Source organism: Niallia sp. FSL R7-0648 (genome assembly GCF_038007005.1).
Lineage (GTDB): Bacteria > Bacillota > Bacilli > Bacillales > Cytobacillaceae > Niallia > Niallia circulans.
Map to the genome: position 1 here is coordinate 975,321 of NZ_JBBOWE010000002.1, position 24,671 is coordinate 999,991.

General features: G+C 36.5%; 23 protein-coding genes. All 23 read left to right on the forward strand.

Annotation, left to right across the window (positions count from 1 at the left end; genetic code table 11):
* Window positions 1-13 precede the first annotated feature (13 nt).
* Window positions 14-1,315, forward strand: a complete 1,302-nt coding sequence (locus NSQ89_RS24805) for a methyl-accepting chemotaxis protein (RefSeq protein ID WP_047940738.1) — start codon at window positions 14-16, stop codon at window positions 1,313-1,315.
* 84 nt (window positions 1,316-1,399) lie between these two features.
* Window positions 1,400-1,972: a TIGR01440 family protein gene (locus NSQ89_RS24810; RefSeq protein WP_061800832.1), complete on the forward strand. Its 573-nt coding sequence runs from the start codon at window positions 1,400-1,402 to the stop codon at window positions 1,970-1,972.
* 461 nt (window positions 1,973-2,433) lie between these two features.
* The gene (gene glyA, locus NSQ89_RS24815) at window positions 2,434-3,675 is read left to right on the forward strand and encodes a serine hydroxymethyltransferase (protein ID WP_061800831.1); all 1,242 of its coding nucleotides are present in this window, start codon (window positions 2,434-2,436) and stop codon (window positions 3,673-3,675) included.
* Window positions 3,676-3,905: 230 nt separating this feature from the next.
* Window positions 3,906-4,535: a uracil phosphoribosyltransferase gene (gene upp / locus NSQ89_RS24820; RefSeq protein ID WP_047940735.1), complete on the forward strand. Its 630-nt coding sequence runs from the start codon at window positions 3,906-3,908 to the stop codon at window positions 4,533-4,535.
* Between the two features lie 310 nt (window positions 4,536-4,845).
* The gene (locus NSQ89_RS24825) at window positions 4,846-7,053 is read left to right on the forward strand and encodes a S8 family serine peptidase (protein ID WP_341133415.1); all 2,208 of its coding nucleotides are present in this window, start codon (window positions 4,846-4,848) and stop codon (window positions 7,051-7,053) included.
* A gap of 319 nt (window positions 7,054-7,372) precedes the next feature.
* A complete protein-coding gene (locus tag NSQ89_RS24830) occupies window positions 7,373-7,768 on the forward strand; it encodes an ATP synthase subunit I (RefSeq protein ID WP_047940733.1) in 396 nt (131 codons plus the stop codon).
* A gap of 2 nt (window positions 7,769-7,770) precedes the next feature.
* Window positions 7,771-8,484: a F0F1 ATP synthase subunit A gene (gene atpB, locus NSQ89_RS24835; RefSeq protein WP_047940732.1), complete on the forward strand. Its 714-nt coding sequence runs from the start codon at window positions 7,771-7,773 to the stop codon at window positions 8,482-8,484.
* A 66-nt stretch (window positions 8,485-8,550) separates the two neighbouring features.
* Window positions 8,551-8,757 (forward strand): F0F1 ATP synthase subunit C, encoded by a 207-nt coding sequence (gene atpE / locus NSQ89_RS24840; RefSeq protein WP_016204791.1) that lies wholly within the window; start codon window positions 8,551-8,553, stop codon window positions 8,755-8,757.
* 232 nt (window positions 8,758-8,989) lie between these two features.
* Window positions 8,990-9,508, forward strand: coding sequence for a F0F1 ATP synthase subunit B (atpF, locus tag NSQ89_RS24845; RefSeq protein ID WP_047940731.1), 519 nt, complete (start codon window positions 8,990-8,992; stop codon window positions 9,506-9,508).
* Entirely contained in the window at window positions 9,505-10,041 is a 537-nt protein-coding gene (locus tag NSQ89_RS24850) for a F0F1 ATP synthase subunit delta (RefSeq protein WP_047940730.1), read from the forward strand. The genes atpF and NSQ89_RS24850 overlap by 4 nt, the downstream gene beginning before the upstream one ends.
* 26 nt (window positions 10,042-10,067) lie before the next feature.
* Window positions 10,068-11,576, forward strand: a complete 1,509-nt coding sequence (gene atpA, locus NSQ89_RS24855) for a F0F1 ATP synthase subunit alpha (protein WP_061800830.1) — start codon at window positions 10,068-10,070, stop codon at window positions 11,574-11,576.
* A gap of 33 nt (window positions 11,577-11,609) precedes the next feature.
* Window positions 11,610-12,470 carry an ATP synthase F1 subunit gamma gene (gene atpG, locus NSQ89_RS24860; RefSeq protein ID WP_047940728.1) on the forward strand — a complete coding sequence of 287 codons (861 nt, stop codon included), beginning with the start codon at window positions 11,610-11,612 and terminating at the stop codon, window positions 12,468-12,470.
* A 72-nt stretch (window positions 12,471-12,542) separates the two neighbouring features.
* On the forward strand, window positions 12,543-13,958 hold the full coding sequence (gene atpD, locus NSQ89_RS24865; protein ID WP_047940727.1) for a F0F1 ATP synthase subunit beta: 1,416 nt from the start codon (window positions 12,543-12,545) through the stop codon (window positions 13,956-13,958).
* Between the two features lie 20 nt (window positions 13,959-13,978).
* Window positions 13,979-14,386, forward strand: coding sequence for a F0F1 ATP synthase subunit epsilon (locus tag NSQ89_RS24870; protein ID WP_047940726.1), 408 nt, complete (start codon window positions 13,979-13,981; stop codon window positions 14,384-14,386).
* A gap of 295 nt (window positions 14,387-14,681) precedes the next feature.
* Window positions 14,682-14,918: a DUF1146 family protein gene (locus tag NSQ89_RS24875; protein ID WP_047945077.1), complete on the forward strand. Its 237-nt coding sequence runs from the start codon at window positions 14,682-14,684 to the stop codon at window positions 14,916-14,918.
* A gap of 202 nt (window positions 14,919-15,120) precedes the next feature.
* A complete protein-coding gene (locus NSQ89_RS24880; protein WP_047945078.1) occupies window positions 15,121-15,870 on the forward strand; it encodes a YwmB family TATA-box binding protein in 750 nt (249 codons plus the stop codon).
* 33 nt (window positions 15,871-15,903) lie between these two features.
* The gene (gene murA, locus NSQ89_RS24885) at window positions 15,904-17,211 is read left to right on the forward strand and encodes a UDP-N-acetylglucosamine 1-carboxyvinyltransferase (protein WP_047945079.1); all 1,308 of its coding nucleotides are present in this window, start codon (window positions 15,904-15,906) and stop codon (window positions 17,209-17,211) included.
* A 355-nt stretch (window positions 17,212-17,566) separates the two neighbouring features.
* Entirely contained in the window at window positions 17,567-18,580 is a 1,014-nt protein-coding gene (spoIID, locus tag NSQ89_RS24890) for a stage II sporulation protein D (protein ID WP_047945080.1), read from the forward strand.
* Window positions 18,581-19,044: 464 nt separating this feature from the next.
* Complete coding sequence (locus NSQ89_RS24895) at window positions 19,045-19,890, forward strand: M23 family metallopeptidase (RefSeq protein WP_061800828.1); 846 nt, start codon at window positions 19,045-19,047, stop codon at window positions 19,888-19,890.
* A 784-nt stretch (window positions 19,891-20,674) separates the two neighbouring features.
* The gene (spoIIID, locus tag NSQ89_RS24900) at window positions 20,675-20,947 is read left to right on the forward strand and encodes a sporulation transcriptional regulator SpoIIID (protein ID WP_016204804.1); all 273 of its coding nucleotides are present in this window, start codon (window positions 20,675-20,677) and stop codon (window positions 20,945-20,947) included.
* Window positions 20,948-21,625: 678 nt separating this feature from the next.
* On the forward strand, window positions 21,626-22,627 hold the full coding sequence (locus tag NSQ89_RS24905) for a rod shape-determining protein (RefSeq protein WP_061800827.1): 1,002 nt from the start codon (window positions 21,626-21,628) through the stop codon (window positions 22,625-22,627).
* Window positions 22,628-22,982: 355 nt separating this feature from the next.
* Window positions 22,983-23,795 (forward strand): flagellar hook-basal body complex protein, encoded by an 813-nt coding sequence (locus tag NSQ89_RS24910; protein ID WP_144579646.1) that lies wholly within the window; start codon window positions 22,983-22,985, stop codon window positions 23,793-23,795.
* A gap of 35 nt (window positions 23,796-23,830) precedes the next feature.
* On the forward strand, window positions 23,831-24,658 hold the full coding sequence (locus tag NSQ89_RS24915) for a flagellar hook-basal body protein (protein WP_047942700.1): 828 nt from the start codon (window positions 23,831-23,833) through the stop codon (window positions 24,656-24,658).
* The last annotated feature ends 13 nt before the right edge of the window (window positions 24,659-24,671 follow it).

Genomic DNA, 24,671 nt, shown 5'->3' on the forward strand with positions numbered 1-24,671 from the left:
AGGGGGAAAAAGAGTGGGAACGAAGGTGCAGTATAAGTTTAGTTTACGAAAGAAATTGGCGCTATTTATTACAATTCTTGCAATTATTACGTATTCAACGAGTGCTTTTTTTATGTATATTCTCTATCCAGCCATTGAAAGCAAAATCGCCATTAGTTCCGTTATTTTTAATATTGTCACCTTAGCATTAGGCGTATTTTGGTCTGGTTTTTTAGGCTTTTTGGCGGCAGGGCTTATTATTAAACCGTTAAAGCGATTGGAACAAAGTGCATTAAAAGCCGCACACGGAGATATAAGCAGGGATGCAGAAGTGTCCAAATCAGATGATGAAATCAAATCCTTAGGCTTAGCTTTTAATCATATGCTGTTTAATTTACGCGACATGGTTCAAAGTATTGAAAATAATTTTAACAAAACAAACGAAACAGTAAAACGGATCTCTGCTGAATCGGATAATGCGCTAGAGCAAACATTAGCAATTTCTAATTCGGTTGGTGAAATTGCTGGGGGTGCTGAAATGTCTGCACAAAGTGTCCAAGCCTCAGCAGAGTCTGTAGAAGAATCAATGAATATCGCTCTTGTCGTGGAAGAAAAAGCGAATATGTCCAAAGCTATTTCCGAACAAATGTCTGAAAAGTTAGTAGAGACAAATAAAGTAGTTCATTCCTTAGTGGATGGAATGATGGAATTGGCAGTAGAGAATACGCATTCCCTAAAGTCTGTACAAAATTTAGAGATTCATTCTAAAGAAATTGAAGAAGTGTTAAAGCTTGTTGGAGAAATTGCCTCACAGACAAATTTATTAGCATTAAATGCTTCTATAGAAGCGGCGCGAGCTGGAGAACATGGTGCTGGCTTTAGTGTGGTAGCCGAAGAAGTAAGAAGACTTGCTGATGAGAGTGGTAAAGCGGTAGAAGGAATTGCGGAGATTATCCGCAATATGCAGACAGAAGTTAGAAATGTCGTTGAACAAATTACAAACCAAGTCGAGAATGCTCAAGAAAAAGCGGAAACAGGGAAGAAAACGAATTTAATTTTTAATGAAATGAATGAAACTACAAATAAAATGGTAGATGCAACAGCTGATATAACCGAATTGATTCATAAGCAAAAACAACAAATTTATGAAACAACCCAGCAGTCACAAGAAGTTGCAGCGATTGCGGAAGAAACGGCTGCAGGAGCACAACAGGTAACGAATATTGCGGATAATCAAACGGCACTTATACGCAAGGTGGATGGATTGGCATTGGAATTACAAGCGCATGCAGAAGAACTGCAGCAAACCATTTGTCGCTTTCATATTAAAGAATAGATAGTTTACTTGTACTCCCTATATCTTTGTGCCATGATGATTATAGTATAAGAAATGTAGGTAACTTGAAGAGGGGTGTTTTAAATGAATGAGGAAACACTTAAGCTAAGGGAGCAGCTACGAACGATTCTAACGGAATATCAAGAACAGGCACAGCTGAAAGAACAGCAATTATTTGTGATTGGCTGCAGTACAAGTGAAGTCATCGGTCAAAAGATTGGTACCGCGGGAACGGTAGATGTCGCTTCCTTAATTTTTGAAGAATGCCAAAAATATCAGCAGCAAGCAGGAATTTCGCTTGCTTTTCAATGCTGTGAACATTTAAATCGGGCTTTAGTAGTCGAAAGAAAAGTGATGTTAGCAAGGAACTTACCGGAAGTTTCTGTTGTACCGGTGCGTCATGCGGGTGGAGCGATGGCCACTTTTGCCTTTCAGCAGATGGAAGATCCAGTGGTCGTAGAGTTTATTCAGGCAGATGGTGGAATCGATATTGGCGATACCTTTATTGGCATGCACTTAAAGCATGTTGCTGTACCAATCAGAACCTCACTGAAGGAACTAGGAAATGCTCATGTCACACTAGCAAAATCCCGTCCTAAATTAATTGGTGGTCCAAGAGCTGTATATGAGAACACAAAAGAAAATCTTTCTTGTTAATGAATAACCAATGAAATTCCTGCATGTTTTTTAGGGATTTTGTTGGTTTCTTGTTTTTATGGACTGGAGCTGAAGGAAGAGAAGCTAAGGTGTATTGAGAAGGAGGAAGGACGAAGTTAAGTAGAGTAAGAGAAAAAAGATATTAGAGACTACGACACTTCCACTCTCCTATCCCATTCCCATGAGTACTATCGTTAAATAATAATTCTTTGCTAAGAAAACCACCCAATAATAATGAAAAAATTATTTTTTAACACAGGTTCATTTTATTGAAATAGTAGAAAAATAAATATTTTTGTATCTTTCTAAAAAAATAACGAAAATACTTTGGAAAAACCGAACGAAAAGTGTATAAATCATTTGATAATTCGTAAATTAGCTCTTTCTTTTTAAAATATATACATGATAGAATAGAGGCAGATTTACGGTGGAAAAGAGAGAATAGTCGGGAGGAAATACATATGAAGCATTTAGCGGAGCAAGATGAACTGGTTTTTAAAGCAATACAACAAGAATTAGGACGCCAAAGAGCGAAGATTGAATTGATTGCATCAGAAAACTTTGTTAGTGAAGCGGTAATGGAAGCACAAGGATCTGTATTAACTAATAAATATGCAGAAGGTTATCCTGCTAAACGTTATTACGGTGGATGTGAATATGTAGATATTGTAGAAGATATTGCGCGTGATCGTGCGAAGGAAATCTTCGGTGCAGAACATGTAAACGTACAGCCGCATTCAGGTGCGCAAGCAAATATGGCTGTTTATTTTACCATTTTAGAGCATGGAGATACCGTGTTAGGAATGAATTTGTCTCACGGTGGGCATTTAACACATGGTAGTCCAGTTAACTTTAGTGGTGTTCAATATAATTTTGTGGAGTATGGTGTGGATAAAGAAACACATTATATTAATTACGAAGATGTTCGTGAAAAAGCGTTGGCTCATAAGCCAAAGTTAATCGTAGCTGGAGCAAGTGCGTATCCACGTGAAATTGATTTTGCGAAATTCCGTGAAATTGCTGATGAAGTTGGAGCATACTTAATGGTCGATATGGCTCATATAGCTGGTTTAGTTGCTGCGGGCTTACATCAAAATCCAGTTCCATATGCTGATTTTGTTACTACTACAACGCATAAAACGTTACGTGGACCTCGTGGAGGAATGATTCTATGTAAAGAGGAATTTGCCAAGAAAATTGATAAATCTATTTTCCCGGGAATTCAAGGTGGTCCGCTGATGCATGTAATTGCAGCAAAGGCTGTTGCATTCGGGGAAGCACTGCAAGCTGATTTTAAAGATTATGCAGTGAATATTATTGCAAATGCAAAGAGATTAGCAAGTGGTCTGCAAAAAGAAGGATTAAACTTAGTATCGAACGGTACGGATAATCATTTATTATTAGTTGACCTCCAATCATTGGGTTTATCTGGAAAGACAGCAGAGCATGTATTAGATGAAGTGGGGATTACTGTAAATAAAAACACTATTCCTTATGATCCAGCAAGTCCTTTTGTGACAAGTGGAATCCGCATTGGAACAGCAGCGGTAACATCTCGTGGATTTGGTTTAGAGGAGATGGATGAAATAGCTTCTATTATTGGTTTTACACTTAAAAACCATGAAGACGCTGAGAAGTTAGCGGAAGCTGCTAAAAGAGTAACAGCATTAACGAGTAAATTTGAATTGTACAAGGAACTATAAGAGGAAGAGAACAGTTGATAAGGCGTATAGCGGCTTATCAATTGTTCTCTTTTTTTAAAACGATTTTTTTCTAGGTTTTCGGAAAAACTATCAGAGAAAATTCAAATTTAGAAAAGAATTTCAGTTGATTCAGTAATACTTTTTCTGTAGAATAAATAGAAGTGTGTTAACGAAGTATCCTGTCGAAAAAAGAGGATATTTATACTAATGAAGGAACGGAGTGAATAGTTGTGGCAAAAGTATATGTATTTGATCACCCATTAATTCAGCATAAACTTACATACATCAGAGAAAAACAAACAGGTACGAAGGAATTTAGGGAGTTAGTAGACGAAGTTGCTACTTTAATGGCTTTTGAAATTACTCGTGATATGCCATTAGAAGAAATTGAAATTGATACACCGGTCGCAAGAACAAAATCAAAAGTTCTTTCAGGTAAAAAAATTGGTATCGTTCCTATCCTGCGTGCTGGTATTGGAATGGTGGACGGGGTTCTAAAATTAATTCCTGCTGCGAAAGTTGGACATATTGGATTATATCGTGATCCTAAAACATTAAAGCCAGTGGAATACTATGTTAAGTTACCTTCTGATGTCGAAGAAAGAGATTTTATTGTTGTAGACCCAATGCTTGCTACTGGTGGTTCTGCAATTGAAGCAATTCACTCTTTAAAAAATCGAGGCGGAAAAAATATTAAATTTATGTGCTTAATCGCAGCTCCTGAAGGGGTGGAAGCGTTAAAAGAGGCACACCCAGATGTAGATATCTACATTGCGGCATTAGATGAAAAACTAAATGAAAAAGGTTATATTATCCCAGGTCTAGGAGACGCTGGAGACCGATTGTTTGGTACAAAATAATATCGTTCCAAAAAGGCCCAAAGCAGCTTAGCTTTGGGCCTTTTTTATTCCGCTCATCTCCTAGGGAAAAGAAACTTTATATCATTTCATTATAAGCTTTTCCTGCTTCCTTTGTGCTAACAGAACTGCAAATCTCATTGCTTCTTTATAACCTTATTAAATTAGAGAGAGTTTTTTGCTTTTAACAATAATGAAATAAATATTTGTGAGAAAAGTCACATTCGGATTGTGATGTGTATTTTTGGCAATACATAAAAACACAACTTGCGGTCAAAATAAAAAGCATAAAGATTTGCAGGGGGCGGTAATAATGCTACAAAAAACACTCAGAATTCTCCTCTTTATACCACTATTACTATCACATTTAACAATGGCAGCATCTTTAAAAACTCCAAATCTTCCCTCGCAAAATTTCAATGAAGTTCAAATTGCTATTGTGCATACAAAGAAGAATTATGCCGAACAAGAAATCGATCGGCTTCTTAGTCGATATCCAGATTTAAAAAGAAGATATATTTTTACAGAAGTATTCAGTGGTTTTTCTGTTGAAGGACCGGTATATGAACTTGAAAAATTAAAACAAAGCGAAAGCGTGAATCAAGTCTCAAAGGTTCAGACTTATATGGCAGAAACAGAAGACCCGGTTGAAATAATTGGAGCAGATGAAATTAGGAATTACTTAGGCAAGTCATTAGAACATATTAGTGGCAAAGGAATAAAAATAGGGGTCATCGATACAGGGATAGATTACCAACATCCTGATTTAGCCAAAAATTATCGGGGTGGCTATGATTTCGTGGATAAGGACAAGGACCCGATGGAAACAAAAGGGTTAGGGAATAAAGATACTTTTCATGGAACTCATGTTGCTGGAATTATTGCAGCAAACGGAAAAATCAAAGGAGTTGCTCCGAACGCAACAATTTATGCCTATAGAGCATTAGGTCCAGGTGGTTCTGGAACAACAGAACAAATATTAGCAGCAATCGATAGAGCTGTCAGAGATAAAGTTGATATTATCAATTTATCATTAGGCAGTGATGTGAACGGCCCTGATTTGCCAATTAGTCTTGCTTTAAACGAAGTCGTTAAGAAGGGGATAATTGCAGTTGCAGCAGCTGGAAACGCTGGTCCGGCTGAATGGACAGTTGGTTCTCCAGGAACCGCAGCTAAGGCTATTTCAGTAGGCGCTACCACGCCCAATATCCATACTCCTTTTTTTACCATAGATGATAAGAAAATTGCCTTAACAAATATGGAGAACAGTAAGGAATGGACGGGGATGGCATCTATTCCATTAGCAAGCGGTGGGATAGGAAAGAAGCAGCAACTGACGAACGTAAAAGGAAAGTTAGTATTAATAGAAAGAGGAGAATTGACATTTACAGAAAAAGTGCAGAATGCCTATGAGGCTGGGGCGGTGGGCGTATTAATATTTAATAACTTGCCCGGAGCATTTCAAGGAATGCTAGAAAAAGAAGTACCTTTACCAGTAGCAGGAATTACAAAGGAGGAAGGAGAATTTATAAAGAAGACTATTCAAAAAAAGAAAATATATGTAACCATCGATAAGAAGTGGGAAAAGGATATACTGGCAGATTTTAGCTCGCGGGGACCTGTTACAAGTACATGGGAAATTAAACCAGATGTTCTCGCGCCTGGAGTTGTGATAAATAGCACAGTCCCTGATGGATATATGGCTTTACAGGGAACAAGTATGGCAGCTCCTTTTGTTGCTGGAGCGTGTGCGTTATTGTTGGAAGTGCATCCTGACTGGGGACCAGAAGAAGTAAAAGCGGCTTTAATGAATACCGCAAAGTCAGTCAAAAATAGACAAAATGTGACATATAAAGTATACGAGCAAGGGGCGGGTCGAATTCAAGTTGACCAAGCCATAAATGCCAATGTTTTAATCATGCCAGGAAGTATTCGTTTCGGAAAATATAAATTAGTAAAAGAAAAGAATCAATATAAAGCGTATATCACCATTAAAAATGTGGGGAAAAGAAGAGAAGAAATTTCCTTTGATTTTCCTAAAGGAAAGCGCGGGATTAGTTGGAAACTTCCCCTTTCTTTTACACTAAAACCAAGAGAAGAGAAAAATGTTCCAATAATAATGAATATTGATGATAACCTTTTCAATAAGAAACTGCAAGATGGTATAATTAAAGTGAGAGCAGGCGGAAAATTAATTGAATTACCCTATTTATATGTATTGGAAGAACCAGATTATCCAAGAATTATGGGGTTCGATTTTCATAAGAAGAATGGAGAAAGTTGTTATGAGTATGAGACCTATCTGCCAACTGGCGCCGAGGAATTTGGAATTGCACTTTTTAGAGAAGATACATTACAATTTGTCCGGTTTCTAGATTGGAAAAAAGAAGTGAAAAGAGGTCGATTAAAAGGTGAATTTGCCTTAACGAAAGTAGAGGAGGCAGGGACATATCGAATGAAAATATTCGCCAAAAAAACTGGGAAAGAGGACATGCTTGAAAAAATTCTAAAAATAAAATAAGCTATAACAAAGAGATTGTTAAATGGTGAGCAATGAATTTTTTTTTTGTATTTAAATGCATTGACATTGACAATACCCTATTGTATGCTTACAAGGGGTGTGAATAGGTTTTCACCCGCGGAGTATCAAGATTTTAACACTAGTATAGTGTTAATAGAGTTAAGGGGCAAGCGATATAATCGCTTCGTTTATCGGATGAAAAGGAAGGATAAACATATGGTATAATGCCCGAATGATACAAAAGGAATGTGCTTTTTCTCTGCTTCGCTTTATTTTCGCGGGTTTAGAGTGATGCCCTGAAAATAAGGAGGATAGAGAATTGGAACAATTGTTTGAGATTTATATGAGGGTTAAGAAATACCTTTATTTCTTTTTATCATTTTGTGCATTTGCTTGGGCGTTCACCCCCTATCAATCTGTTTTTCTTGGTCTATTTGTCGGGACAAGTGCCAGTGTATTCAATCTCACCTTACTGGTTAGAAGAGCAAAGGTCTTTGATAAAGCCATTGAAGAGGAAGGGAAGGTTTATGGCTTAGGAACCATTTCCCGAATGGCTACAGCAGTAATAGTTTGCTTAATTGCCGTAGAATATCCACAAAAAGTTCACTTAATAAGTGTTGTAATTGGATTGATGACAGCTTATATTGTCATTATGGCAGATTATTTAGTGCGTTATTTTATTTTACATAAGAATGGTGAGAAAAGAGGTGAGTAATATTGCATCATGAAGCACCTACCAAAGTGTTTTTAGGATTAACTTTTAACCTATCTAATGTTTTAATGATTGTTGTATCAAGTATAATTGTATTTTTAATCGCATTTTTTCTCACTCGGAATCTTCAAATGAAGCCGACAGGCAGACAAAATTTGATGGAGTGGATTATGGACTTTGTCCGTAATATTATTAAAAATAACATGGATTGGAAAGACGGAGGAAGGTTTCATGTTTTAGGAATCACGCTTCTAATGTATATCTTTATTTCCAATATGTTAGGTTTACCTTTTGCTATTACAGTGCATCATGAGCTTTGGTGGAAATCGCCAACTGCAGATCCAGGTGTCACATTAACACTAGCAATTATGGTTGTGGGTTTAACTCATTACTACGGTGTCAAAATGCGTGGTACAAAAGGATACTTTAAAGAGTTTGTCCAACCAGTAGGATTTTTATTACCATTGAAAATAGTTGAGGAATTTTCTAACACACTCACACTGGGTCTTCGTTTATACGGAAATATTTATGCAGGTGAGGTACTACTAAACTTACTAGTAAATGGTTTAGCGAAAGCCAATTATATTGGAACAGTAGCGGCCTTCCCATTAACAATGGTATGGCAGGGATTCTCCATTTTTATCGGAAGTATCCAAGCATTTATTTTCACTTTATTAACAATGGTTTATATGGCTCATAAAGTAAGTCAAGACCATTAATATATATACCCAGTTCAGAATATGGACAAACTTTATAATAATTACAATTTAGGGAGGATTTTAATAATGGGTTCATTAGCAGCAGCAATTGCAATTGGTTTAGCAGCACTAGGTGCAGGTTTAGGTAACGGATTAATCGTTTCTCGTACAGTAGAAGGGATTGCTCGTCAGCCAGAAGCAAGAGGTATGCTTCAATCAACAATGTTCATCGGGGTTGCATTCGTAGAGGCGATTCCTATCATGGCGGTTGTTATCGCGTTTATGGTTCTTTAATAGAATACGAATATATTTATTCCAGTTATGGCGAAGATCATTCGATAAGAACCTTCGCCATTCCTTTATTTAAAATCAACAATTCACATAAAAAACACGCAAAAAAGCGTATTATGATAGCTTAAAAATTGTTCCTATTAATTTATAAATAAGCATATTCACCTTTTTTCCATAAGCGAATAAAGGTTTCCAGTATGTGATACAAACACTATCTGAAAGGAGTGAATCAAGCGTGTTCACAAATGGATTAGTATTAGGTGCCGTAATGAATTTTGCGGGCGGTGATGTAATCGTTCAATTACTATCTTTCTTATTATTACTGTGGGCAATCAAAAAGTTTGCATGGGGTCCTTTAATGAAAATGATGAAGGATCGTGAGGAATTTGTTGCAAATGAAATAGATAATGCAGAGAAAAGCAGACAAGAAGCTGCCAAACTATTAGAAGAGCAAAGAGTATTATTAAAAGAAGCGCGCAATGACGCACAAGAGTTAATTGATAGAGCAAAACAACAAGCAGATGCTCAAAGAGAAACTATCATTGACGATGCCAGAAAAGATGCAGAGCGAATCAAAAACTCTGCTTTAGTAGAAATTGAACAGCAAAAAGAAAAAGCTGTTGCAACAATTCGCGATCAAGTCACTTCTCTTTCTGTTTTAATCGCTTCTAAAGTGATCGAAAAAGAATTAAATGAGCAGGATCAAGAAAAGTTAATTCATGATTACATTCAAGAGGTAGGCGAGAAACGATGATGGATACAGGTGTTGCAAAGCGTTATGCTTTAGCCCTTTTCCAAATCGCCAAAGAAAACGGACAGATTGATCAACTAGATGAAGAAGTACGAGTAGTAAGGACATTAGTCACTTCTTCGCCTGATATTCATACATTTCTACAATCTCCTAATATTGCATTAGAAAAGAAAAAAGAAATGGTGAAAGTGGCATTTGCCTCTGCGAGTGAGTATATTCAAAACCTTTTAATGCTATTGATTGATCGTCATCGAGAAGAGATGATTACTAGTATATGTGATCAATTTATTGCACTAGTTAATGAAGCAAAAGGGATTGCAGATGCAAAAGTATATTCCATCAAACCGTTAACAGACGATGAGAAAAGAGCTATTTCAGCTACATTCGCTGCAAAAGTTGGGAAAATATCGCTAAATATTGAAAATATCATTGATTCTAACCTATTAGGCGGAATTAAGGTAAGAATCGGTAATCAAATATATGATGGTAGTCTTCAAGGGAAGCTGAACCGTCTACAACGACAATTATTAGGATAGTAATTCTTTAGATAGGGGTGAAACGCATGAGCATCAAAGCGGAAGAAATCAGTGCTCTTATAAAAAAGCAAATTGAAAGTTACCAATCAGAAGTTCAAGTAAGTGAAGTTGGTACAGTAATTAATATTGGTGATGGTATTGCTCGTGTACATGGCCTGGATAATTGTATGGCTGGAGAGCTTGTTGAATTTTCTAATGGGGTAATGGGCTTAGCTCAAAACCTAGAAGAAAGCAATGTAGGTATCATTATCCTTGGTCCTTATACAGATATTCGTGAAGGTGATGAAGTTCGCCGTACGGGAAGAATCATGGAGGTTCCAGTAGGAGATGCGCTGATTGGACGCGTAGTAAACCCTCTTGGTCAACCAGTTGATGGACTGGGTGCAATCAACACTACGAAGACTCGTCCAATTGAATATTTAGCTCCTGGTGTAATGGATCGTAAATCGGTAAGTGAGCCACTACAGACAGGAATTAAGGCTATTGATGCGTTAGTGCCGATTGGTCGTGGACAACGTGAGTTAATCATCGGTGACCGTCAGACAGGTAAAACATCTGTAGCGATCGATACGATTCTTAACCAAGCAGACCAAGATATGGTTTGTATTTATGTTGCAATCGGACAAAAGGAATCAACAGTACGTAACGCTGTAGAAACATTACGTAAAAATGGTGCATTAGATTATACAATCGTTGTAACAGCATCTGCATCTCAACCAGCACCACTTCTATACCTAGCTCCATATGCAGGTGTAGCAATGGGTGAAGAGTTTATGTATAACGGTAAACACGTTTTAATCGTATATGATGATTTAACAAAACAAGCATCTGCTTATCGTGAACTGTCCCTGTTACTTCGTCGTCCTCCAGGTCGTGAAGCATATCCAGGGGATGTCTTCTACTTGCATTCACGTCTTCTTGAGCGTGCCGCTAAATTGAGTGATGCAAAAGGTGGAGGATCTATTACGGCGCTGCCATTTATTGAAACACAGGCAGGAGATGTTTCTGCTTATATTCCAACAAACGTAATTTCGATTACCGATGGACAAATTTTCTTACAATCTGATCTCTTCTTCTCTGGCGTACGTCCAGCGATCAATGCAGGTTTATCTGTTTCTCGTGTTGGTGGTTCTGCCCAAATCAAAGCGATGAAAAAGGTTGCTGGAACATTACGTCTTGACCTTGCATCATACCGTGAGTTAGAGTCATTCGCTCAGTTTGGATCTGATTTAGATAAAGCGACACAAGATAAATTAAATCGTGGTGCTCGTACAGTAGAAGTATTGAAACAAGATCTTAATAAACCATTAAAAGTAGAAAAACAAGTTGCGATTCTATATGCACTTACACGTGGTCATTTAGATGATATTCCTGTAGTGGATATTAAACGTTTCGAAGAAGAATTCTTAAATTGGTTAGATCATAATCATACAAATGTGGTAGAACATATTGTTACAACAAAGGATCTTCCATCTGATGATGATATGAACGCAGCAATTAACGATTTCAAAAAAACGTTTGTAGCTTCTGAATAAGAAGGCAAACTTATAGATTGGTGGTGAGAATCTTTGGCATCTTTACGTGATATAAAAGCTCGTATTGACTCAACAAAAAAGACTAGCCAGATTACGAAAGCCATGCAGATGGTGTATTCGGCTAAAATGAATAGAGCGGTTATTAATGTAAAAGCATTTATTCCGTATATGTCTAAAATGGAAGAAGTAACACATTCTGTGGCTCTAGGCAGCTCAGGTGTTAGCCATCCAATGCTTCAAACACGACCTGTTAAAAAAACAGGATATCTGGTTATTACTTCTGAACGTGGATTAGCAGGAGCATACAACAGTAACGTACTAAGAAAGCTAAATCAAACAATTAAAGAACGTCATCAATCAAAAGACGAATATGCCATAATTGTGATTGGTAGAATCGGGAGAGACTTTCTATTAAAACAAGGACATAATGTCATTTTGGATGTAGTGGGTATTCCTGATTTACCAGATTTCCTAGATATTAGAGATGTAACAAGCAAAGCAGTAGGTATGTATGATGATGGTACTTTTGATGAACTTTATGTTTACTATAGTCATTATGTAAGTGCTATTCAGCAGGATGTGGTAGAGAAGAAGGTTCTTCCGTTAACGGAAATGGATGCTTCTAATAAAACATTAACATCCTATGAATTTGAGCCATCAGCAGAAGAAATTCTCGATGTTCTATTACCACAGTATGCAGAAAGTCTATTATATGGTGCTCTGCTTGATAGTAAAGCAAGTGAGCATTCTGCACGTATGACAGCGATGAAGAATTCTACTGATAATGCGAAAGAATTAATAGACAATTTAAGTTTACAGTATAACCGTGCAAGACAAGCAGCGATTACACAAGAGATTACGGAAATCGTTGGTGGAGCTGCAGCGTTAGAATAATGATACAAATAAGTTCTGCTAAACTTAACGTTTTAGCAGAACCTGATTTAAGAAAGTTTAGGAGGGAAATTAATGAGCACAGGACGAGTTCTTCAAGTTATGGGACCAGTTGTTGACGTGAAGTTCGATGGAGGAAGTCTACCTGACCTTAACAACGCATTACGTGTTGTTCAAGATCCAAGTAGTTCTTCTAACATAGAATTAACCCTTGAAGTGGCCCTTCATTTAGGTGATAACACAGTTCGAGCTATTGCGATGTCTTCTACAGATGGTGTTACAAGAGGCGCAGAGGTAATAGATACTGGAAAATCTATTTCCGTACCTGTTGGGGATGTTACACTAGGTCGTGTATTTAATGTATTAGGAGAAACAATCGATTTAGATCCAGAAATTCCAGCAAGTGCAAGACGTGATTCTATTCACAGAGAAGCTCCTAAGTTTGAGCAATTATCAACCCAAGTAGAAATTTTAGAAACTGGTATTAAAGTAGTAGACTTATTAGCGCCATATATTAAAGGTGGGAAAATTGGTCTATTCGGTGGAGCTGGTGTAGGTAAAACAGTTTTAATTCAGGAATTAATCAACAATATCGCGCAAGAACATGGTGGTATTTCTGTTTTTGCTGGTGTTGGGGAACGTACTCGTGAAGGAAATGACCTTTACCATGAAATGACGGATTCAGGCGTTATTAAGAAAACAGCGATGGTATTCGGACAAATGAATGAGCCGCCAGGTGCTCGTATGCGTGTTGCCTTAACAGGTTTAACGATGGCTGAATATTTCCGTGATGAACAAGGACAAGACGTACTTTTCTTCATCGATAATATTTTCCGCTTTACTCAAGCTGGTTCTGAGGTTTCCGCGCTGCTTGGCCGTATGCCGTCAGCAGTTGGTTACCAGCCGACATTAGCAACTGAAATGGGTAAATTACAAGAACGTATCACATCAACAAATGTAGGTTCTGTAACTTCTATCCAAGCAATCTATGTACCAGCGGATGACTACACAGATCCAGCACCAGCTACAACGTTTGCTCACTTGGATGCAACAACAAACCTTGAGCGTAAATTAACAGAGATGGGTATTTATCCAGCGGTAGATCCACTTGCTTCTACTTCTCGTGCCCTTTCTCCTGAAATAGTTGGAGAAGAGCATTACAATGTAGCGAGAAATGTACAATCTACATTACAGCGTTATAGAGAGCTTCAAGATATCATCAGTATCCTTGGAATGGATGAGCTAAGCGATGAAGATAAATTAGTTGTTCACCGTGCAAGAAGAATTCAATTCTTCTTATCACAAAACTTCCATGTTGCCGAACAATTTACAGGTCAAAAAGGTTCTTATGTACCTGTAAAAGAAACGGTAAAAGGATTTAAAGATATTCTTGAAGGTAAATATGATCACCTTCCAGAAGATGCATTCCGTTTAGTTGGTCGTATTGAAGAAGCAATCGAAAAAGCTAAATCTATGGGTGTAGAAGTATAAAATAATCAGGAGGGGTAGTAATGAAGACGATTAAAGTCAATGTAGTAACTCCTGATGGCCCGGTGCATGAATCAGATGTAGAAATGGTGATCGCAAAAGCAGAAAGTGGAGAACTTGGAATTTTAGCAGGCCATATTCCGATGGTTGCTCCACTTAAAATAGGAGCTGTTCATTTGAAAAATGGTTCAGATTCTGAATATATAGCGGTGAATGGTGGAATATTAGAAGTTCGCCCAGATCAGGTGACAGTACTTGCTCAATCTGCTGAATTAGCGGAAGAAATTGATTATGATCGTGCCTTACGTGCTAAGGAGCGCGCAGAACAAAGATTACATGCTCAAAAATCAGAACATGTGGACTTTAGACGTGCAGAACTTGCTCTTCAACGTGCAATGAATCGTATATCCATTGTTGAGAAAAAATACTAAAAAAGTCCCTAAGGGGGCTTTTTTTAGTGGGGTAGATTTAAAGTGAGGATTAAGACAGCAAAGTAGATTTCCTATTTTTTAAATAGATAATGGCAAGTAAATAATGGAAAAACACTCTGAATGGGGCTTAAAAGTGTACCGAACAATCAGTAGGGAAGAGAGATAATTACTTCGGATAAATATTTACGATTTTAAGGATGGAAAAAATAAAAAAATAATTACACAAATTGAAACCTTTTTATAAGTCAATACGTCAAATAAGAGTTGAAACAGAAGGGATAGATGGGAGGAAAAAATGGTAGAAGCTTTTGGACAACAGGCGTTACTGAGTATTTTGATACATATCGTTTTTATCGCTCTTTCATGGTGGGCATTACAGTCACTAAATTTTGAGAAATTCCTTCGAAAAAACAGAGTTTTTCAAGCACGAGTATTATATGTATTATTAGCAATTATAATGGGATCGATTGTCAGCAATTTCTTACTCGACTATTTAGTTTGGTCACAACAATTGCCATTAATATTGAAGTAATTACCAAAATAAGAAATAATTAATTACAAAGATAGGTCTTCATACATGTTTTCATTCCTTTGTTTTTTAAGTAAAATTCATTTTGTGTGCTTAAATAGTTTGTTCATTGATTAACGTTTTATTCATGTCAAAAAGTGACGATTAATCATTAGTATGCAATTCTTCTCCTTGGAAACAATGGTAGTATGGGGGAGGAATAACAATGAAGATAAATAAAACGTTAATTATAATAACAATATTAATTGGTTTGGCTTGTCTTACAATTGGGAATAACATCACTATCGCGAGAACGAAGTCTGACTTAATAACTATAAATGAAATTTTACAAAAACAAGAAAATGTAACGATTAATGAATGGTCTCTGCATGCAAGAGAAAGGCTGGAAAATGTTACAAGCATTGAAGATGCAAAAGCATATCAGTCAGAGTTAAAAAGAGTTTTCCCAAATGGTGATTGGGTGGAAACGAAAAATCATCAGAGCTGGCAAGCAAAGATGGTCTTGAAATCCAGTGGCCAAATAGAAGAAAGTATAATCTTAACCACTTCTTTAACAACTGATAACGTCCAATCATATATTATGTATGAGGTGAGAGGAAAGAAGTTAGCGAACAAAGAAATGAAAAGGTTAGATATGGAAATTAATAAAAAAATTTCTGACATATTTCGAGGAAAACCAACAATTTTCTCTTGTATTAAAGGCGAATTCAGTGATAAGATGAATGAGACTTTGCCTTATAAAGTTAACCATTTGCTAGATGCATTTCAAGCAAAAAAAGTAGAGGCGTTGGAAGAGGATGATTTTATATCCACCTCCGCATATACGCCGATATTTGAAGAACGAATTGATAATAGCGAAAAGGAAATGAACGTACAAATAGGACTAAGAACACAAGATATGGGAGGAAAAACTACGTTCGTAGTTGGCACACCCATCATAACGATTGAATATTAATATAGAGATATTGGACGCGGAGGGGAATAGACTTTGGATAAAATCATCGTCCGCGGCGGAAAAAGGTTGAATGGAACGGTTAAAGTAGAAGGCGCAAAAAATGCCGTTTTGCCTGTGATCGCCGCTACATTATTAGCAAGTGATGGAAAAAGTATAATTAAATCAGTTCCGACTCTTTCAGATGTATATACGATTAATGAAGTATTGCGATATTTAAATGCAGAAGTACATTTTGAAAACGGAGAAGTAACTGTAGATGCATCAAATGATTTAAGCGTTGAAGCGCCATTTGAGTACGTAAGAAAAATGCGCGCATCTGTTTTAGTAATGGGATCTTTGTTAGCAAGAAATGGCCATGCAAGAGTAGCATTACCTGGTGGTTGTGCAATTGGTTCAAGACCAATTGATCAACATCTAAAAGGTTTCGAAGCAATGGGAGCAAAGGTTCAGGTTGGTAATGGATTTATCGAAGCTTCCGTAGATGGACGTTTAAAAGGTGCGAAAATCTATCTTGATTTCCCAAGTGTTGGTGCGACGGAAAATATTATGATGGCTGCTTCTTTAGCAGAAGGTACGACTATTATTGAAAACGTAGCAAAAGAACCTGAAATTGTTGATTTGGCGAACTTCCTAAATAAAATGGGCGCAACAGTAAGAGGAGCAGGTACAGGAACTATTCGCATTGAAGGTGTAGAAGTGCTACATGGTACAGAACATACGATTATTCCGGATAGAATTGAAGCAGGGACATTTTTAATCGCTGCTGCTATTACTAATGGAAATGTCCTTGTACAGGGTGCGGTTCCAGAACATTTATCATCCTTGATTGCCAAAATGGAAGAGATGGGTGTTGTTTTCAAAGAAGAAGAAGACGGTATCCGTGTGATTAGTGCAGAAAATTTAAAAGCTGTAGATATCAAAACAATGCCTCATCCAGGATTTCCAACAGATATGCAATCTCAAATGATGGCATTACTTCTTCGTGCAAAGGGAACAAGTATGATTACAGAAACTGTTTTTGAAAACCGTTTTATGCATGTAGAAGAATTTAGACGTATGAATGGCGATGTGAAAATTGAAGGTCGTTCTGTTGTTATGAATGGACCAACTAATCTGCAAGGTGCAGAAGTAGCTGCTACTGATTTACGTGCTGCTGCTGCCTTAATATTGTCTGGACTTGTAGCAGACGGTATTACACGCGTTACAGAGCTTAAACACTTAGATCGTGGTTATGTTAATTTCCACGAAAAATTAGCTGCGTTAGGCGCTGATATTGAAAGAATTACCGAAGAAAGTGAATTAACGTTAACGGCAAGCTATGTTGCAGATTTAAATGCATAAATATAATTGGCAAACTTTATTTATCGATTTCATTCCGATAGATAAAGTTTGTTTTTTTATGGGCAAAATTATACATAATATGAAAAATATCTTAGAATAACCGAGAAGTTCAATAGAGGCTTCTATATGTGTTTCAGTTCCTACTTCTGTTAATATCTGTTATATAATAGAGGGGATTACCGGAGTTGTTTAAAACACAGGATTGCTAAAATAGTATGCAAAACGGATATGTTTAGAACCATAAATTAAGGATATTTCTCTAGAAAAAAGAAGGAATAAAAGCTTGTCCATCTCCATAAGAATGTTTTAGAGACAGTTAAAAAGGTCTTATTTCTATCTTATGGAGGCTTTATTCATGATTAAAATCAAACCTTTCATCGTACTAGGAGTTATTCTGTTTGCTATTACTATACTTATTCCGACCATCCTTGTTCTGCCCTCTATTCAGGATAAAAAGGAAGAGGTAAAGAGTAATATACCACCTGCAGAAACGCCAGAGCCTGCTATTGAAGTAGCTGTATATCGTGAAAATAAACAAGAAGTAGAGAAATTAGACTTAGAAGAATATGTAGTTGGGGTTGTTGCATCAGAAATGCCAGCGAAATTTGAAAAAGAAGCATTAAAAGCACAAGCCTTAACAGCGAGAACATATATTGTAAAAAGAATGATGCATCAAGAGAAAACAGATCTTCCAAAGGGAGCATTAGTTGGGGATACAATAAACTACCAAGTGTATAATAACCGCGAAGAATTAAAGAAAATTTGGGAAAATGATGGGTTAGACTGGAAGAAAAATATGGCTAAAATAGAAGAGGCTGTAGCGGCTACAAAGGGGCAAATTTTAACGTATGAAGGTACTCCTATTGATGCCACGTTTTTCTCCACAAGCAATGGATACACGGAAAATTCAGATGATGTCTGGGCTAATTCAATCTCCTATTTACAAAGTGTGGAAAGCCCATGGGATGTCAATTCGCCAAAGTTTAAAGGGGAAGTGACAATGCCTGTTAAAGACTTCGAGAAGAGCTTAGGCGTTAAGCTTACAGCAGACAGGAAAGTATTAGAAGACGTTAAATATACAAAAGGAAAACGAATTGCAAGTGCCAAGATTAATGGAAAACAATTATCAGGAACAGATATTAGAGAAAAGTTGAGCTTAAAATCAACGGACTTTACAATGGAACGAAAGGGAAATAACGTTTATATTGCTACAAAAGGATACGGTCATGGTGTCGGCATGAGCCAATATGGGGCAAACGGAATGGCCGCAAATGGGAAAAACTATGAAGAAATCGTAAAATACTATTATAAAGGGGTAGATGTAACAGCATCTGATGATATGCTAGCGAAATACACAGCTCAGAAATAAGGGAATCAGCCAAAGCAGGGGTGAAATCAGCCAAAGTGTTGGGTGAATCAGCCAAAGTAGAGAAATATCAGCCAAAACAGCGGATGAATCAGCCAAAGTAGAGAAATATCAGCCAAAGCAGCGGGTGAATCAGCCAAAGTAGAGAAATATCAGCCAAAACAGCGGGTGAATCAGCCAAAGTAAAGAAGTATCAGCCAAAGCAGCGGATGAATCAGCCAAAGTAGAGAAATATCAGCCAAAGCAGCGGTGAAATCAGCCAAAGCACTAATTACAAGCCTAAAAAGCAAGTCTTCCTCAAGAAGGCTTGCTTTATTTATTGTGACTTCATCCCATTAATAATTAAAATTTTCGTTTCTATGTATAAACTCAAGAACTTTGTCGAAAAATAAGTCTAAAAAATTTTTTAGCATGTAGGTATATATTTATCATTATCTGTTCAGAATGATTGCTGAGGTGATGATAAAATGAGAGAGGAAGAAAACAAACGTACTTCTCCAAAGTCAAAAGTAAAAAGCTTTTTTAAAAAGCGTTGGGCATTTCCAGCCATTTATATCGCAAGTGCAGCTATTATTCTAACAGGGGTCCTATGGTATCAAAATAGCGCATCAGAAACAGATAAGTATAAATATGATAACGCTGATATGCCAACAAAACAAACAGATGAACCTGCAGAACCAGTAGCAAAGGAATTTGAGAACTTTGCATGGCCAGTAGTCGATGAAGATTCTTTCATTACACAAAAAGAGTTCTATGATAATACGGCTAGTAAAGAAAAGCAAGCTGAATCTTTAGTATTCTATAATAATCAATATCAGCCAAACACAGGTATTGACTTAAAAATGGAAGATGACAGCGAATTTGAAGTAGTAGCAGCTCTAAGTGGAACCGTTACAAAAGTTGCGGAAGATTCTCTATTAGGGAATACAATTGAAATTGATCATGACAATGGGATTAAAACATATTATCAATCTGTGAAGGATTTCCAAGTGGAAGAAGGGGCTGAAGTAAAGAAAGGCCAACCATTAGCAACTGCTGGAAAAAGTAAGTTGAATCAAGAAGCAGGAGTTCATGTCCACTTTGAAGTAAGAAAAGACAATGTAGCTGTGAACCCTATTGATTATTTTGGTAAACCGGTAAGTGCTTTACAAAGTGATGATACTTCTGGTGCTACTTCTGGAAATGATTCAGCAGTAGAAAAATCAAGTAATTCCGATGAAGAAATGCCGACAGATAACAAATTAGAAAATGGAACAGACGCTAAACAGGATGAAGATTCAGAAGGGTCTACAACTACAGATCCGAACGCTTAATAACTAGAGGTTGCTATAAGTAGTTTTTACAAAGCATAAAATAAAGATTATGCGAGTGATAGCTACTTTATGGCAACCTTTATGTATTCTCGAAAGAAGTATTTTATGGATGGGAAATGTCGAAGAAAATATGTAAATACAAAGAATTCTCATCTAGACATCTAGCTTTATATCCTCGAATAGTCCACTAAAAGGCAAGACATCTAATAACTCCAGAATATTTATAAGTGAAAAGTAGTAGTATAATTTAACTATAAGTGGAAGACATAAATGGAAAATAGTCATTTACGAGCGGAAAATGACAAATTTCTCGGGAAATATTAAACCTCTGACGATGAAAACAACAGATATTTTTCTAATAATAACAGATATAAAACCACACATCGGCAATTTCCTCTTTTTAAAAATATCATTCCTGTTTTTCAAGCCAATCAATTGTTTCGCATAAAACATAGCTATTTAATTCCTCAAAAACAAGTAAATATAGAAAAAAACAGATAAACCTTGTCCCTATTCATATTTTTCTGCATAAAGTCTTACCCAAGCTAATAAAATGTTACAAACCTTACAAAGCGGAAGTTTGGAGTGAGGGGTCGTTTGAAGATAATGGATATGTAGTTGAGGACATGTTTAATCCCTATAAGAACAGAAAGCTTTTGACTTTCTGCCGCATGAAGAAAAGTATTATGCAGGAAAGGAAACGTGCGGGATGAAGAATTTCAATGAAGCGAAAAGCGAGTCTCATTTCACACTTCTCACATCCAATTTAGGGAGGGCGAGTGGTGTGCACGATTACATCAAAGAGAGAACTATCAAGATTGGAAAGTATATCGTGGAGACGAGAAAAACGGTTCGCGTAATAGCGAAGGAGTTTGGCGTATCCAAAAGTACAGTCCATAAAGATTTAACAGAAAGACTTCCTGAAATTAACCCAGATTTAGCAAATGAAGTGAAAGAGATCCTTGATTATCATAAATCAATACGACATCTACGCGGTGGGGAAGCAACAAAAATGAAATATAAAAAGGAAGAGCTTGAAGGGGAAACTGTACAGTAAGAAATTCCAGGGTAATGCTTTATCATGAATGCATTAATCAAATAGAAAAAGTATGCAATATTAAGTTACCCTGGAAATATTTAAAACAGAAAGGGAAGTTTAGAAAAATGGAGTTACAACAGTCTATCGGTGGAGGTGTCTCCATCGATAGAGAAAAAGAATGAGTATAAAAAGCAACTCATTTTGGAATGCTAATAAAGGGTACATAATAGCTAAAAGGACCTTGGAAGCAATGTCCTTTTTCTTGTTTGAGAAAAAAGAAAATTATTTTGTGAAAAAAAACTCATTTTTTTTACAAAAAGTTACTTATTTCGTGATCTTATGATAAAATAAAAAATTAGAGTGGTTTAAATAGATAGAGAAAAAAACATACAAATTTTAACCTGAAAAATACATAATTCACTTTACAAAAGAATGAAAATGGTTGATTTAATATAGAGCGATAAGAAAGACATATTTAAGCGAGGTAAATATTTAGTGGCATTTAAAAAGGCGCTATAACTGTGTGAATGGAAGGAATTCTTAGGAATGTTTTTTCGTTTAACTACATTTAATGAAACTTAAATATGAGGATGTCGTTACATATAGTGTGGAAGCCAGCTCTTTGTCTCTATAAGGAAAATGAAATTATAAAATGAAAAAAATGGAAAAGCTAAAGGCGAAGGAGGAGCATATATAATGTTTGCTAGAGATATTGGTATCGATTTAGGAACAGCAAATGTACTCATTCATGTAAAAGGAAAAGGGATTGTATTAAATGAGCCTTCTGTTGTGGCATTAGATCGCAATACAGGCAGAGTGTTAGCGGTAGGAGAAGAAGCTCGTAGTATGGTCGGACGTACGCCTGGAAATATTGTTGCTATTCGCCCACTAAAGGATGGCGTTATCGCTGATTTTGATGTAACAGAAGCAATGCTAAAGCATTTCATTAATAAATTGAACGTAAAAGGATTTCTTTCAAAGCCAAGAATTCTTATTTGTTGTCCAACAAATATTACTAGTGTGGAACAAAAAGCAATTAAAGAAGCAGCCGAAAAAAGTGGTGGAAAGAAAATCTATTTAGAAGAAGAACCAAAGGTTGCAGCGATTGGTGCAGGAATGGATATTTTCCAACCAAGTGGAAATATGGTTGTTGATATTGGCGGCGGTACTACAGATGTAGCAGTGCTATCAATGGGGGATATCGTTACTTCTTCTAGTATTAAAATGGCTGGAGATAAATTTGATAATGAAATTCTCCAATATATTAAACGAAAATATAAGCTCTTAATTGGAGAACGTACGGCAGAGAATATAAAAATTAATATTGGAACTGTTTTTCCAGGTTCTAGAAAAGAAGAAATGGATATTCGCGGTCGTGACATGGTTTCTGGTCTTCCAAGAACTATTACGGTACATTCAGAGGAAATTGAGCAAGCATTAAGAGAGTCCGTATCTGTTATTGTACAAGCTGCTAAAAGTGTCTTAGAAAGAACACCACCTGAGCTTTCTGCTGATATCATTGATCGTGGAGTTATCTTAACTGGTGGTGGAGCATTGCTGCACGGGATTGACTTACTATTAGCGGATGAATTGAAGGTTCCTGTATTAGTAGCTGAAAATCCAATGGATTCTGTAGCAATCGGTACAGGAATAATGTTAGATAATATTGATCGTCTTCCAAAAAGAAAATTAAGCTAAAAAATGGGGGGTGCATAAACAAGTGAAAAAACTTGTTTATGCATAGGAAAATGAAATCTATTTATTTCATACCCGTTTGTATAAGTCTTAAACCTAAAAAATCGGAATGGAAAAATTTCTTTTTCTTATTCCGATTTTTTATTTAGCTGTTTCTGTTTTTTTAGTAACCATAAGGTTCTTCTTCCTCCTTTATCTTCCAGTAGATTGTTCCTATGAATAGCCGATATAATAAATGATTAATATAACGAACATTTTTAGACTTTTTTCAACAAAATTTAATGTAATCTTTTGATATTTTTTTTATAATAGAATATATATGCTTGAATCGAAATTTTTGTATAGATAGGAGACAGTTATGTTTAAAGGGTTCTATACAGCAGCTTCTGGTATGCTTGCTCAGCAGCGCAAAACCGAAATGCTTTCTAATAATATGGCCAACAGTACGACACCGGGTTTTAAAGCAGATCAATCATCCATGAGAGCTTTTCCTGAATTATTACAGCAAAGCGTTAGGAAAAATGCAGCTGGTACTATAGAAAAGCAGCAAGTAGGCTATTTAGCAACAGGAGTCTATATGCAAGAAATAATCCCGAAGTTTACTCAAGGTGATCTTAATCAAACAGGATTAAAGACAGATTTAGCAATCTTAAACGCGAATATTCCAGGGAATGGAACGAATGCTGGCGGCGGATTATTTTTTACAGTGCAAAATGATAATGGAGTTGCTTATTCGAGAAACGGAAATTTCACCTTAGATGGCCAAGGGTATTTAACTACTTCTAGTGGTGCTTACGTTTTAGATGAAAATAATGAACGAATTCAACTTACAAGTGCGGATTTCTCTGTTACATCTGATGGAGTGCTTACAAGCAGTAATGGAGAAGTGTATCGTCTTGGAATAAGTTATACAGATTCACCGGAACAGCTCGTAAAAGAGGGGGATGGTTTGTATCGAGCACAAGATGGAGCCGCTCTACAAAGTGCTTATGCAAATAACCAAGTTACCTTTCAAATTAATCAAGGTTTTTTAGAGAATTCTAATGTTGATACAGCGCAGACAATGACAGATATGATGACTGCTTATCGAGCATTTGAAGCTAATCAGAAAATATTGCAGGCTTATGATAAGAGCATGGATCAAGCCGCAAATGAAATTGGTAAGATATAAGAATCATTTAGATAGTAGTAAAGGGGGGAATCGCTATGAATAGAACGATGATAACGGCTAGTAATACTTTAACACAGCTGCAAAAGCAAATGGATCTTATTAGTAATAATATGGCTAATGTTGATACTACAGGCTATAAAAGGCAAAATGGGACGTTTACAGATATGCTTTATCAGCAATTTAATAATCAAAAGGATGAAACGCAGGAAGTCAATCGTCAGACGCCAAACGGCATCAGGCAAGGAGTGGGCGCTAAAATGGCTCAAACGCAATTAGTGATGACACAAGGAATGATTAAATCATCTGATCGCGTTTTGGATACTGCATTGACGAAAGAAGGACAATTATACAGAGTATTGGTGCAAGACGGAGGAACTTCCGAAATGCGTTATACGAGAGATGGAGCGATGTATTTATCACCTGTATCTAATAATGAGAATATGCTGGTTACGAAAGAAGGCCATGCTATCCTTGACGAGAATAATAACCCAATTTTATTAAATAATAATGTTAAAGAATATGCTTTTTCATCAACAGGAACTTTAACAGTTCAATTGAATAATGGCGGGCAGGAAACCTTTAATCTCGGCATATCGTATGCTAATAATCCGCAAAGCCTTGAAAAAACAGGGGAGAACTTATATCGACTCTCTGACACTGCTGATGAAAATCAAGTAATGGTCGATTTGAATGGCGGCAGAAGAAATGAAATTGCAATGAAACAAAATGCATTAGAACAATCTAATGTGGATATAAGCAAAGAAATGGTCAATCTGATTGCTACACAGCGCTCCTACCAATTTCAGTCCAGATCCATCTCTTTAGCAGATCAGATGATGGGATTAGTGAATGGAATACGTTAAAAAAGGAGAAAAG